Origin of the sequence: Mesorhizobium sp. M0478 (assembly GCF_040321305.1) — a bacterium.
Classification (GTDB): Bacteria; Pseudomonadota; Alphaproteobacteria; order Rhizobiales; family Rhizobiaceae; genus Mesorhizobium.
In genome coordinates this window covers 1-12,886 of the sequence record NZ_JAMYRH010000029.1, presented here as the reverse complement: position 1 = coordinate 12,886, position 12,886 = coordinate 1, and the positions used below count along the sequence as shown (strand labels likewise).

The following is a 12,886-nucleotide window of genomic DNA, read 5'->3' as shown; positions in this document are numbered from 1 at the left end:
ATCGCAAAGCCTTGGATCCTTGCACACTTCCTCATCGCGCTCGTGACCGAACCCCTCTCGCAGGAGTTGGGTGTCTCTCCCCCTTGAGCGACGGGCGCCCGCTACTGTGGCGCGCAACCCGCCAGATCGTCGCCTCTCTGATCGCGACCATCTTTACTCAACCTTCCTTGGCGGCCCTGCGCCACAATCTCCATGCCTTGCGATATCGCTGGCGCGAACCACCACGAAAGCGCAAGTTTCAGTCCATGCCAAAGCTATCTTAGCGCCTATGCACTTGTGGGGAGGGTCGCTCCGCGCAGCGGAGCGGGGTGGGGGTCTACAAATCGAACACCGCGATCTTGCGCTTGTCGAACTTGATGCCGATTTCGCCGCGCACCAGCTTCAGTGCGGCTTCGCCGAACACGGCGCGTCGCCAGCCCTGCAGGGCCGGCACGTCGGCATCCTCGCCCTCGGCGGCGATGCGGTCGATGTCGTCGCTGGACGCCAGCACTTTCGAGGCGACGCCTTCCTTCTCGGCGACGATCCGCAACAGAACCTTCAGCAGCTCGGAGGCGGCATTGGAGCCCTCGGGCGGCTGAAAGCTCTTGGGCAGCTTCGGCATCTCTTCGCGGGGCAAAGCGAGCGCCGTGTTGACCGCGCCAAGCAATGCGGTAGCCGTCGACGAACGCTCCCAGCCTTTCGGCGTCGTGCGCAGCTTGCCCAACGCTGCCGCATCGCGCGGCGCCTGCTGGGCGACCTCGTATATGGCGTCGTCCTTGAGCACCCGGCCGCGGGGCACGTCACGCTCGCGCGCCTCGCGTTCGCGCCATGCCGCCACCGTCTGCACGATCGCCAGCTCCTGCGGCTTGCGCAGCCGCATCTTCAGCCGCTTCCAAGCGTCTTCGGGGTGCGGATCGTAGGTCTCGCGCGAAGTCAGCACCTCCATTTCCTCGTTTAGCCAATGGGCGCGGTTTTCCCGCTCCAGTTCGGCGCTGAGATGCTTGTAGACGTCGATCAGATGGGTGACGTCGGCCAAGGCATAGTCGAGCTGCTTGTCCGACAGCGGCCGGTGGCGCCAGTCGGTGAAACGCGAGGATTTGTCGAGCCGTGCGCCGGTGATGCGCTGCACCAGCTGATCGTAGGAGACGCTGTCGCCGAAGCCGCAGACCATGGCCGCGACCTGGGTGTCGAACACCGGATGCGGCACCAGATTGCCGAGATGGACGATGATTTCAATGTCCTGGCGCGCGGCGTGAAAAACCTTGACCACCGCTTCATTGGCCATCAGCCGGAAGAACGGGGCGAGGTTGATGTCGGGCGCCAATGGATCGATCAGCGCGGTGACGCCGGGCGCCGCCATCTGGATCAGGCACAGAATCGGCCAGAATGTCGTTTCGCGGATGAATTCGGTGTCGACGGTGACGAAATCCGACTTTTCAAAAGCGGCGAGAACGGACTCGAGCTCATTTTGGGTGGTGATGACGTGCATCAAATCGCTTTTTAGTAACGGGTAAGGTTCTCTTTCAATTTCAGCCATGGGCGCTTTCGTCAAGCCGCCCTTCGGTCAAGTATCAGCCGATCCGTCGGAATCGCCATTTCTGCGCGCCAGCCGCGCGAAGACGGTTGATGTGCGCAGCAGCGCCGTGAAGCGGCTGCGCTTGCCCGCCGGCACGCTGCCGCGCACCTGCATGCGGTAGAGAATGACGGCGATGAGGGTGGCGTAGACGACTGCGCTGAAGACAAACAGGGCGCCCGGTCCGAAATGTTGCATCACTGCGGACGCCGCGAAGGGGCCACCAATGGCGCCGAAGGAATAGAACAGCATCAAGGCGGCGTTGATCAGCACGAACTCGCCCTTGTCGGCGCGGTCGTTGGAATGCGCCGCCGATAGCGAATAGAGCGGCATGGCGAAGCTGCCGAAGATGAAGACGATGATCAAATTGAGGGTCGGATCGGCGCCGGCGACGAAGACCAGCGCCAGCGCCGCGAACATGGCGCCGCATGTCGTGGCCAAAAGCACCGCGCGCCGATCCCAGCGGTCGGAGAGGTAGCCCAGCGGATACTGGATGAGGGCGCCGCCGAAGATGCCGACGCTGACGAAGGTGACGACATCGGCCACCGACATGCCGATCTGCTCGGCATAGACCGGCGACAGCGTGCGGAACGCGCTGTTGGTGACGCCGACGCAGATGCAGCCGAAGCAGCCGAGCGGCGAAATCCGCCAGACGCGGGCGAGATCGAGCTTGACGTCTTCCGGCGGCGTCGGGTTGGAGCGGTCGCCGAGCGACACCGGAACCAGCGACAGCGTGATCATCATCGACATGATGGCGAAGATGGCAAAGCCGCCGGGGCCGAAGATCGGGATCAGGAACTGCGCGCCGGTTACCGAGCCGATATCGACCATGCGGTAGATGGCGAGCACCCGCGCACGATCCTTGTTTTCGACGCCGGAGTTCAGCCAGGCTTCCATGACGGTGAACAGGCCGGCAAAGCAGAAACCGCCAGCAAAGCGCACCGCGCACCACATCACCGGATCGATCACCAGCACCAGGAGCAGCGTACTGGCCGCGGCGATGGCGGCCAGCGCTGAAAACGTCCGGACATGGCCGACTGCCTTGAGGATGCGGGTGACTGCGAGGCAACCAAGCAGGAAGCCGGCGAAATAGAACGTGCCCATCAGGCCGATGTCGGAGGCCGAAAACCCTTCCTGCGCGCCGCGCAACGCGATCAGCGTGCCCTGCAGCCCGTTGCCGCCAAGCAGGATGCCGGCGGCGATGAGGAGCGGGATCAGCGGGCGGATGGAGGACATACGGAACCGTTGCTTAGGTGGCTCCACAGTTCTGAACCATCGGTGTGGCCAATGCCAGTGGCTTGTCCCGCCGCCAACAGGTGTGTGGCTTTCAGGTAGGGCCGTTCAGGCTTCGTGAGCCCTCGTCAAAGCCTCATCCGCTTGTGCGGCCGGGCGGGACGCCCTTCGGCCAAGCGAGCCGGCGGTCAGCAGGCTGAGGATGATGAACGGAATGCCGATGCCGAAGGCCGAACGGATGCCCCAATGGTCGGAGACGAAGCCGAGCAACGGCGGGCCGAGCAGGAAGGCGACGAAGGAGATCTGCGACAGCGCCGCGACATTGATTGCCGCGGAGCGGTCCGTGCGTTGGGCCGCCGCCGAGATCGCCAGCGGAAAGATCGCGCTGCTGCCAATGCCAAGTAGCGCAAAGCCCAGCATCGATACGAGCGGGGCAGGCGAGAAGAAGACGAGCAGCACGCCGACCGCCATCGTCGCCAGCAGCACCCGCGCCACGCCGCTAGGCGAGTGGCGGTCGACAAAGGAGTCGGCAAAGAAGCGCGTGGCCGCTTGCGAGAATGCAAACAGCGCCACCGTGAAACCGGCGACGAAAGGGCCCGCATCGAACACGGTGCGCATGTAGATTGCCGACCAGTCGATGCTGGCGCCTTCCATCAGCATCGCCGACAGCGTCACCGCGACGAGGACGAGGATAGGCAGCGTCGGCCGCGCCAGCCTTGGCGCCGTCTCGTCATTGCCGGCGAAGCGGCTCGGCGCCGGTTCGTAACCGCCGAGAAACAGCGCGATTCCTGTCGCAACCATCGGTACGACAATCGCCAGGTGCAGTTGCGGCGATATGCCGAGATGCGCAAGCGCGGCGCCGAACAGGCCAGCGCCGAAAAAGCCAATGCTCCAGAACGAATGCGCCCGGTTCATGATCCGGCGCTTGAGCAGGAATTCGGTTCTGTCGGCCTCGACGTTGAGAATGATCTCGACGCTGCCGATCATCAGGCCGACCGGAAACAGCATCAGGAACAGCGCAAGCGGCCCAGGCGCATGCACGGCAATGGCAAAGACAACCGACAAAAGCGGCACCAGCCCGAGCAGCGCGCGGCGGAAGCCGATGCGCTCCAGGATCGGCGCCGCCAGCGTCAGCGCGGTCAAGGTGCCGATTGGCGTCCCGATCAGGCTTAGCCCGAGCGTGCCGTCCCCGATGCCCATGGCGTGCTTGATGTCGGGCAGCCGCGGGAAGATTTGACCCATGGCGAACGAATAGATCGCAAAGCCGGCGTAGACCCGGTGTTGCGGAGCGAGGCGGAGGCCAAAGGTCATGAAGATGCTTTCAAGGCAAGAGAGTCGACGGTTGTCACTGTTTGATATGCCGACATCTTGCACAAACATGCAAATCGTGCAAGAACGTGCATGAAAAAACAGGATCATGCAATGCTGACCGATGAGCGGCATCAAATTATTCGCGATCGCCTGGCCGTCGAGGGAAGGGTGCTGGCCGGCGAGCTGGCAGGCCGCTTCGGCGTTTCGGAAGACACGGTTCGCCGCGACCTCAGGGAGTTGGCCAAGGCCGGGCAGTGCCGCCGCGTCTATGGCGGCGCGGTCGCGGCCGCACCCTTCGCGGCCACGCCGGTCGGCCTGCGCGCCGGCCATGCGGTCGAAGAAAAGACGCGGCTGGCCCGCGCGACCGTGGCACTGCTTTCGCGCGGACAGACCCTGTTCATCGACAGCGGCTCGACCAATGCCGCGATCGCCAGGGCCATCCCGCGCGACATCGATCTGACCGTCGCCACCAATTCGCTCGAAATTGCCTCCGTCCTGTCAGACCACGCTTTGGTCGAACTGATTGTGCTGGGCGGGCGGTTCGACCGCCATCTCGGCGCCTGCGTCGGCGCCGACACGCTTGCCGCTGTCGCGCAACTTGGCGCGGACCTGCTTGTTCTCGGATCCTGCGGTCTCGATGCGTCGCGCGGCGTCACGGCCTTCGATTCGGCTGAGGCCGAGGTAAAGCGGGCCATGGCCAAGAACAGCGCAGGCATCGTCATCGCTGTAACCAACGACAAGCTGGCCACAGCCGCACCCTACCGGGTTGCCAGGCCAGAGGCGATCCGCCACCTCGTGGTCGAAAAGACCGCGCCGGCCGCAATCCTCGCCGACTTCGAACGCCAGGGCGCTGAGATCCATTTGGCTTGAATGCGGGCTAGGTCGACAATGTTAGCGCCAATGACCGACCGAATTGGCGGTCGAACACGTCCTATCGTTCAAACTCCGCCACCGCTCGGCGCAAGAGTTCGCTCTGCTCGGGTGGCATCAGTCTATGCGCTTCTCGCAGAAGATTGAGGACGTCCGGTTCGGAAAAATGAGTCGGCACTGGTAACACATGAACCCTCCGCACAATCGGTGTCGGCAGGTAATGCGCGCGAACCGTTATCTCGATGGCCGAAGGAGTGTTGGGATTAGCCGATAGAAAGAGATCAAAAAATTCTTTTTCTGTCCCATGCTGGAATCTTTTGCATAAGTAGCGTTTGGTCCTCCCGCCGGACTCGTTCGATACGTCGACGAATTCATGATCTTGGCCGTGGCGAGTTGCAAGTTGGTCCGCGAAGCTAGAAAAGTCTGTCATAAGCGGAGCAGGGGGTGATGGCACCTCCAGTCCAAGATTCATTGAGTCATGGAGGGCTTCCGGATCAATGAAGTTGCCTTCCGAGACGAATGCCAGTTCCACGGACACGGATTCATCTGGTTTTGTCCCTTGGTTGGCGAGCACCATGGCGAAACTGCCAATCAGTGCCAAGTTCTCGATCAATTGATAGAAAACGGCCGCGTCCAACTCTCTTATGTTTTCGGTAAAAACCGAGATTTCTTCAGCATAATTGTTGATATCTTTCATAGAAACTTTTCCGAGCCTGGGTATGTCGAAACCCCAAGGGTCAGCAACGACATCATGTTGCCTCGCCACGGACTCGGGCGTCTGGAGGCCATGGCATTTCAGCAACTTCGCCTTGAGCTTTTTAAAAAAAGTATCTGGATCGAAATGGCTATCAAAGCCCGCGAAAATGCGATGTTCGATCTGTTCCTCCAGCCGCGCGAGTACGGTGTTCGGATGGGCCGAAAGCCTTTCTCGTAGTTCCTTATTCTCAGCCCGCAGCCGCATTGTAGCTGGGCTCTCAAGTTCGGTTCGCACCTGTTCCCAAGCATCGGGCCTCACGGCCTTCATTCCGTGCTGTCGGGCGACCCTAATTGGCCTTGCGTCATTCGCGACCATTATCATTTCGAGGCCGCCGGAATCTGAAGCATGAAGTAACTGGGCGACGATCCTCGAGTCGGGTTCCGTCAGATCGAAAGCCTGGTCGTCTAATTCGGAATCACGGGGGCGGTCTAGAAAAACAAACTCAACGCCTATGTTGATATTGGAGCGATATCGATAATCGGCGTTGGCTTCAGCCGAGCGAAGTATTTTTTGATACTCTCTCGTCCGATTATGCATGTATCCGGTTACGGTTCCCTTGTGACTATCAATTTCCTTCTGAACTTGGGCGCATATAAACACAGTTACTGAACCAGAATCTGGAAAGAGCTCGTTCCACTTAAGGTTTTCAACGTTCCCGAAGTGGAGAAGGATGTTAGAGTCGACGCCCACGTTGATGTGAGTCATTGATGAAGCCGATTTGTTCGAATGAATCGCCAAGACGATACCGCCACGGCCAGCCAGCATCAATGTTAGTGGAATCAGCGTGTCGCGAGAAGACAATATGGCATGCGGCAGCCTAGCCACTCATTAGCAACCCTGCGAGAGTTTTAGAGGCCCCTGGCAGCTACCTGCGGAAAACTTCGCCGGATCCGTCTACCGCGATGGCGCCCGATCGCCCGGCTTGCCTTGACAAATCGGGCCTCCCATGCGCTTTTCGCGCAAATTTTGGACCGGGCTTTGATGCTTCGGCCCGCAACCAGAACACCCCGGAATTTTGACATGACAATGCATCGTTACCGCAGCCACACCTGTGCCCAGTTGAGAAAGAGCGATGTCGGCTCTTCGGTTCGCCTGTCGGGCTGGGTGCATCGCGTGCGCGACCATGGCGGCCTGCTGTTCATCGACCTGCGCGACCATTACGGCCTGACCCAGATCGTCGTCGATCCGGATTCGCCCGCCTTCAAGGTCGCCGAGACGCTGCGTGGCGAATGGGTGATCCGCGTCGACGGCGAGGTCAAGGCGCGCCTGCCGGACACCACCAACGCCAACCTGCCGACCGGCGAGATCGAGATCTTTGCCCGCGAGATCGAGGTGCTGTCGGCAGCCAAGGAATTGCCGCTGCCGGTGTTCGGCGAGCCCGACTATCCCGAAGACATCCGCCTGAAGTACCGTTTTCTCGACCTGCGCCGCGAGACGCTGCACAGGAACATCGTGGCGCGCACGAAAATCATCGCCGAGATGCGCAAGCGTATGACCGATGTCGGCTTCACCGAATTCTCGACGCCGATCCTGACGGCCTCGTCGCCGGAAGGCGCGCGCGACTTCCTGGTGCCGTCGCGCATCCATCCCGGCACCTTTTACGCGCTGCCGCAGGCGCCGCAGCAGTACAAGCAACTGATCATGGTTTCGGGCTTCGACCGCTATTTCCAGATCGCGCCCTGCTTCCGCGACGAGGACCCGCGCGCCGACCGCCTGCCCGGCGAATTCTACCAGCTCGACCTCGAGATGAGCTTCGTCGAGCAGGACGACGTGCTGTCGACCATGGAACCGGTGATGCGCGGCGTCTTCGAGACTTTCGCCAACGGCAAGCCGGTGACGCAGACATTCCAGCGCATCCCGTACGATGTCGCGATGCGCAAATACGGCTCCGACAAGCCGGACCTGCGCAACCCGATCGAGATGCAGGCCGTCTCCGACCATTTCCGCGATTCCGGCTTCAAGGTCTTCGCCAACATCCTGGCCAACGATCCGAAGGCCGAAGTGTGGGGCATTCCGGCCAAGACCGGCGGCAGCCGCGCCTTCTGCGACCGCATGAACTCGTGGGCGCAGGGCGAGGGCCAGCCGGGACTGGGTTACATCTTCTGGCGCAAGGAAGGCGACAAGCTTGAAGGCGCCGGTCCATTGGCCAAGAACATCGGCGAGGAGCGCACCGAGGCGATCCGTCAGCAGCTCGGCCTTGCCGATGGCGACGCCGCCTTCTTCGTCGCCGGCGATCCGAAGAAGTTCGTCACCTTCGCCGGTGCCGCGCGTACGCGTGCCGGCGAAGAACTGAACCTTGTCGACCGCGAGCGCTTCGAATTGTGCTGGATCGTCGACTTCCCGTTCTTCGAATGGAGCGAGGAGGAGAAGAAGATCGACTTCGCCCACAACCCGTTCTCGATGCCGCAAGGCGGTATCGACGCGCTCAACGGCGACGACCTGCTCGGCATAAAGGCCTTCCAGTACGACATGGTCTGCAACGGCTTCGAGATCGCCTCTGGCGGTATCCGCAACCATTTGCCGGAAACCATGGTCAAGGCGTTCGAGACGGTTGGCCTCGACCGCGCCACGGTGGAAGAACGCTTTGGTGGCCTCTACCGCGCCTTCCAGTATGGCGCCCCGCCGCATGGCGGCATGGCGGCCGGCGTCGACCGTGTCGTCATGCTGCTGGTCGGCGCCAAGAACCTGCGAGAGATCACCATGTTCCCGATGAACCAGCAGGCCTACGATTTGTTGATGAACGCGCCTTCGGAAGCCTCGCCGCAGCAGTTGCGTGATCTGTCGCTGCGTGTCGCGGCAGTGAAGAAGGGCTGACAGCAGCGTTGCAGCTGCCCTTTCTCCCCGTCTCTATACGGGGAGAAATGTCCGGCAGGACAATGAGGGGCAGCACGCATGCAGGCGATTGGCGAACGGCCTTAGCAGTTGGCGCCTTCTGACAATCGGTTCAGCATCGAACTACAATTTGCAGGCGTTGGCGCCGCCCCTCATCCGCCTGCCGGCACCTTCTCCCCGTATAGTGACGGGGAGAAGGGAGCGAACTTCGATCAGTCTTCGTTGGCCTTGACGTGGACGCCGAGCGTCTTGGTCAGGTCGGCCGGGTTGGACATGGCGCCGGCCATGATCAGCGCGAACGGCACCGCTGCCGGCGGCTCGGCCGAAATCTCGAGGCTCTTCGGATCGTCGAGGTACTTGCTCACCGCGGCCGTCACTTCGGCGGTCAGTTCGGGATTGTTGAGCTGCGCCATGCCGAACGGCACGATCGCCTTGGCCTGGTTGGCGATGTCCTTGCCCGACATGCCCTGCTGCTTGCCGACATATTCAAGCACCTTGCCGGTCAGCGAATCGTCGTCGAAGCGGATCGAGGCGCTGTTGAAGGAAAGCTGCTGCAAAAGGCCGAGCAGGGCCATGCCTTGCGCCGAATTGTCGGCGCCTTCGGGCTGCGCCGCCATCTTCTTCTGCATCTCCTGCAGCGACTTGACGAAGTCGACCGTGTAGCCGCCGAGGCCGAAGGTCATGCCGAGCGTGCCGGCATTCTCGACCGAGATATCGTATTTCGACAGGTCCATCTTGCCGTCGCTCGGCTGCCAGGTGCCGCCGATCTCGATATTGCCCGTTATGTTCTGGTAGCCGAGGGCCTCGATGGCTTCCTTAGATTTCGCATCGTCGACCAGGGTCAGGTCGGCGTTGAACTTTTCCGTCGTGGCGGAAAACTCCATCGCCTTGCCGTCGGCCGGCGGCGTGATCTGGACAGCAAGCCCATCCACCGAGAAGGCGGTCTTGTCGGCAACCTTGACCGTCAGGTTTTCGAGTTCGGCTGACTTGTAGATCATCATCGAGCCGAGCGGGCCTGTAGCGCCCTCAGCCGGGATGTTGGCGTCGTGGATGACGAAGGGGGTGAGGTTGAGCGTGACGCCGTCCTTGCTGTGCTCGAAGGCCGAAGTCGTGATGGTCGCGACATCGAAGCCGCCATTGGCTTCGGTCACGCCTTCGAGCTTGACGTCGCCGATCGGCAGCGCCTCCTTTTCGGCCGCCGGTTTGACCGACACGCCCTGCAGCACCATGCTGGAATTGTCGCCGGTAACGCCGGTCCAGGTGATATCGACGCCCTGGACGGCAAGTGCGGCCTTCAGTCGGTCGGCAACCGCCGTGTCTTGCGCAAAGGCGGCATTCAGCGGCAGCGTCAGCAAAAAGGTCGAAAAAGCAAGTTTCTTGAGTGTCGAACGTTGGATTGTCATCGCGAGTTCCCTGAGAGAGTCCTGAAAAAGTGTTTTCTCAATTCTACGCCATCACCATTCCGTGACGAACTGGACGGGAAAAAGGCGCTTTCCCGCAGAGTTGTCGAAAATCACGGCGAAAGGCAAATCGGAGCGGGAGCCTTCGCCCGATGCGGTGAATATGTCATGAAGGTCGGGCTCCCCTGCGTACCGTCTCCTGCCTTAGAGAGGGCGTGTAACAGATTGATGTTGGTTGGCAACAGCACTGCTACCGTTGCTGTTGCACAGGGACGGCAAGGGGGAACATGAAGTCCGTCACATCCATTGTCGGACCTTGAGCCGCCCTCGTAAGCTCAAAGGCTGCAAAGTGCGGATTTCCGCAGCCCCGCCTTGCCGCGAATCACCCGCTCGGCTAGTCCAGCCGCATGGGAAAAAGGATTTTGCCGCCTGAAAATGGCGGCGGTGACCACATCGAACCGGTCGATCTGAAGAAGGCGCTGGAAGAGCGCTATCTCGCCTATGCGCTCTCGACCATCATGCACCGGGCGCTGCCTGACGTGCGCGACGGGCTGAAGCCTGTGCACCGCCGCATCATGCATGCGATGCGGCTGCTCAGGCTCAACCCCGACCAGGGCTTTGCCAAATGCGCCCGCATCGTCGGCGACGTGATGGGCAAGTTCCATCCGCATGGCGACCAGTCGATCTACGACGCGCTGGTGCGCCTGGCGCAGGATTTCTCCATGCGCTATCCCCTCGTCGACGGGCAGGGCAATTTCGGCAATATCGACGGCGATAACGCCGCCGCCATGCGCTATACCGAGGCGCGCATGACCGAGGTGGCGAGCGATTTGCTTGCCGGCATCACCGAGGACGCCGTCGATTTCCGGCCAACCTACAATGAGGAGGACGAGGAGCCCGTAGTGCTTCCCGGCGCCTTCCCGAATCTGCTCGCCAACGGTTCCTCCGGCATTGCGGTCGGCATGGCCACGTCCATCCCGCCGCACAATGCCGCCGAGCTTTGCAACGCAGCGCTGCAGTTGATCGAGCAGCCGGACGCGCCGGTGACAAAGCTGATGGAGTTCGTCCAGGGGCCGGATTTTCCGACCGGCGGCATCATCGTCGACAGCCGCGCTTCCATCCTGGAGGCCTATGAGACCGGCCGCGGCGGTTTTCGCGTGCGCGCCAAATGGGGCCAGGAGGATCAGGGTAGGGGCACCTGGAGCATCGTCGTCACCGAAATCCCTTACGGCATCCAGAAGGCCAGGCTGATCGAGAAGATCGCCGAGCTGTTGATCGCCCGCAAATTGCCGCTGCTCGAGGATGTCAGAGACGAAAGCGCCGAGGACGTCCGCATTGTGCTCGTACCGAAGAGCCGTTCGGTCGATCCCGGCATTCTGATGGAATCGCTGTTCAAGCTGACCGAACTTGAAAGCCGGTTTCCCCTCAACATGAACGTTTTGTCGCGCGGCAAGGTGCCTAACGTCCTGTCGCTGAAGGGCGTGCTGAAGGAGTGGCTCGACCATCGGCGCGATGTGCTGATCCGCCGCTCGAAGCATCGGCTTGGCGAGATCGAGAAGCGGCTGGAAATCCTTGCCGGCTACCTGATCGCCTATCTCAACATCGACGAGGTCATCAGGATCATCCGCGAGGAGGATGAGCCCAAGCAGGTGATGATGGCCCGTTGGTCGCTCACCGACACCCAGGCCGAAGCCATCCTCAACATGCGGCTGCGGGCCCTGCGCAAGCTGGAAGAGTTCGAGATCCGCAAGGAGTTCGACGGTCTCACCACCGAGAAGAAGCAGATCGAGGCATTGCTCGCATCCGACGCCAAGCAATGGTCGACGATCAAATGGGAAGTGACGCAGGTTCGCGACAAGTTCGGCCCCGAGACCGAACTCGGCAAGCGCCGCACCCAGTTCGCCGACGCGCCGGAGCATGATCTGACCGACATTGCGCACGCCATGATCGAGCGCGAGCCGGTCACCGTGGTGGTCTCGGAAAAGGGCTGGCTGCGGGCGATGAAAGGCCATCTGGCCGACCATTCCACGCTCACCTTCAAGGAAGGCGACAGCCTCAAGCTCGCCTTCCATGCCCAGACCACCGACAAGATCCTGGTCTTCACCACCGGCGGAAAATTCTACACCATCGGCGCCGACCGGCTGCCGGGCGGCCGCGGCCATGGCGAACCGATCCGCATCATCGTCGACATGGACAACGACCAGGACATCGTCACCGCCTTCGTCCACGACCCGAAGCGCAAGCTGCTGCTCGTCTCCTACGATGCCAATGGTTTCGTCGTGCCGGAGGAGGAGGTCGTCGCCAACACCCGAAAGGGCAAGCAGGTGATGAACGTCAAGGCGCCCGACGAGGCCAAGGCCTGCGTCCCGGTGTCAGGCGATCATCTCGCAATTGTCGGCGAGAACCGCAAGATGCTGGTGTTTGCGCTCTCCGAAATTCCCGAGATGGGCCGCGGCAAGGGCGTTCGCCTGCAGAAATACAAGGATGGCGGTCTGCTCGACCTGAAACCCTTCACGCTGGCGAGCGGCCTGTCCTGGCAGGATTCCGCCGACCGCACCTTCGTCAGGTCGCGCGAGGAACTGGCGGAATGGATCGGCGCGAGAGCGTCGGCCGGACGGATGGTGCCGAAGGGGTTTCCGCGGACGGGGAAATTTGGTTGAAGCTGCTGATCTCCCCCCAAGTGGGGGAGATGGCCGGCAGGCCAGAGGGGGGCGCTGTCCCGCCAGCGCATCAAATGGTCATGGCTCGCCACTCGGTCGCAACTCTTGGGTCTTCAATGTCGGGTGCCAGGCTGGCGATCCTTCGCGCCCCCCTCTGTCCTGCCGGACATCTCCCCCACAAGGGGGGAGATTGGCAGCTTCACCAACCATTTGGACTATCGTCACTATTGCGGCACTATAACAGTGCATAAACGCTGTGTAGGCCGGGGAG

Annotated in this window: 8 protein-coding genes; 3 read left to right on the top strand and 5 right to left on the bottom strand. The window is 61.6% G+C overall.

The annotated features are described in order from the left end of the window. Nucleotides 1–316: 316 nt before the first annotated feature. The 3 genes from rnd to NKI64_RS31775 form a co-directional block, all read right to left on the bottom strand. Nucleotides 317–1,468: a ribonuclease D gene (gene rnd, locus NKI64_RS31785; protein WP_352672033.1), complete on the bottom strand. Its 1,152-nt coding sequence runs from the start codon at nt 1,466–1,468 to the stop codon at nt 317–319. A 75-nt stretch (nt 1,469–1,543) separates the two neighbouring features. Beyond that, entirely contained in the window at nt 1,544–2,788 is a 1,245-nt protein-coding gene (locus tag NKI64_RS31780; protein WP_023750462.1) for an MFS transporter, read from the bottom strand. 105 nt (nt 2,789–2,893) lie between these two features. Next, nucleotides 2,894–4,096 (bottom strand): MFS transporter, encoded by a 1,203-nt coding sequence (locus NKI64_RS31775; protein WP_023739295.1) that lies wholly within the window; start codon nt 4,094–4,096, stop codon nt 2,894–2,896. Between the two features lie 111 nt (nt 4,097–4,207). Between NKI64_RS31775 and NKI64_RS31770 the strand changes: the two genes are divergently transcribed. After that, complete coding sequence (locus tag NKI64_RS31770; RefSeq protein ID WP_352672031.1) at nt 4,208–4,966, top strand: DeoR/GlpR family DNA-binding transcription regulator; 759 nt, start codon at nt 4,208–4,210, stop codon at nt 4,964–4,966. Between the two features lie 61 nt (nt 4,967–5,027). Here NKI64_RS31770 and NKI64_RS31765 read toward each other — a convergent pair whose 3' ends face one another. Further along, nucleotides 5,028–6,548, bottom strand: coding sequence for a PIN domain-containing protein (locus tag NKI64_RS31765; protein WP_352672029.1), 1,521 nt, complete (start codon nt 6,546–6,548; stop codon nt 5,028–5,030). 201 nt (nt 6,549–6,749) lie between these two features. Between NKI64_RS31765 and aspS the strand changes: the two genes are divergently transcribed. After that, nucleotides 6,750–8,537, top strand: a complete 1,788-nt coding sequence (aspS, locus tag NKI64_RS31760) for an aspartate--tRNA ligase (protein WP_352463590.1) — start codon at nt 6,750–6,752, stop codon at nt 8,535–8,537. A 230-nt stretch (nt 8,538–8,767) separates the two neighbouring features. Here aspS and NKI64_RS31755 read toward each other — a convergent pair whose 3' ends face one another. Beyond that, complete coding sequence (locus NKI64_RS31755) at nt 8,768–9,958, bottom strand: aq_1923 C-terminal domain (protein WP_023734156.1); 1,191 nt, start codon at nt 9,956–9,958, stop codon at nt 8,768–8,770. A 404-nt stretch (nt 9,959–10,362) separates the two neighbouring features. Here NKI64_RS31755 and parC point away from each other — a divergent pair, with 404 nt between their 5' ends. Continuing rightward, on the top strand, nt 10,363–12,615 hold the full coding sequence (gene parC / locus NKI64_RS31750) for a DNA topoisomerase IV subunit A (protein ID WP_023694915.1): 2,253 nt from the start codon (nt 10,363–10,365) through the stop codon (nt 12,613–12,615). Nucleotides 12,616–12,886: the final 271 nt, after the last annotated feature.

What these genes read in the sequence shown, in the direction of transcription:
- NKI64_RS31775 (WP_023739295.1), bottom strand. Translation starts at nt 4,096, where the DNA reads ATGACCTTTGGCCTCCGCCTCGCTCCGCAACACCGGGTCTACGCCGGC.
- aspS (WP_352463590.1), top strand. Translation starts at nt 6,750, where the DNA reads ATGCATCGTTACCGCAGCCACACCTGTGCCCAGTTGAGAAAGAGCGAT.
- NKI64_RS31770 (WP_352672031.1), top strand. Translation starts at nt 4,208, where the DNA reads ATGCTGACCGATGAGCGGCATCAAATTATTCGCGATCGCCTGGCCGTC.
- NKI64_RS31780 (WP_023750462.1), bottom strand. Translation starts at nt 2,788, where the DNA reads ATGTCCTCCATCCGCCCGCTGATCCCGCTCCTCATCGCCGCCGGCATC.
- parC (WP_023694915.1), top strand. Translation starts at nt 10,363, where the DNA reads ATGGGAAAAAGGATTTTGCCGCCTGAAAATGGCGGCGGTGACCACATC.
- NKI64_RS31755 (WP_023734156.1), bottom strand. Translation starts at nt 9,958, where the DNA reads ATGACAATCCAACGTTCGACACTCAAGAAACTTGCTTTTTCGACCTTT.
- rnd (WP_352672033.1), bottom strand. Translation starts at nt 1,468, where the DNA reads ATGCACGTCATCACCACCCAAAATGAGCTCGAGTCCGTTCTCGCCGCT.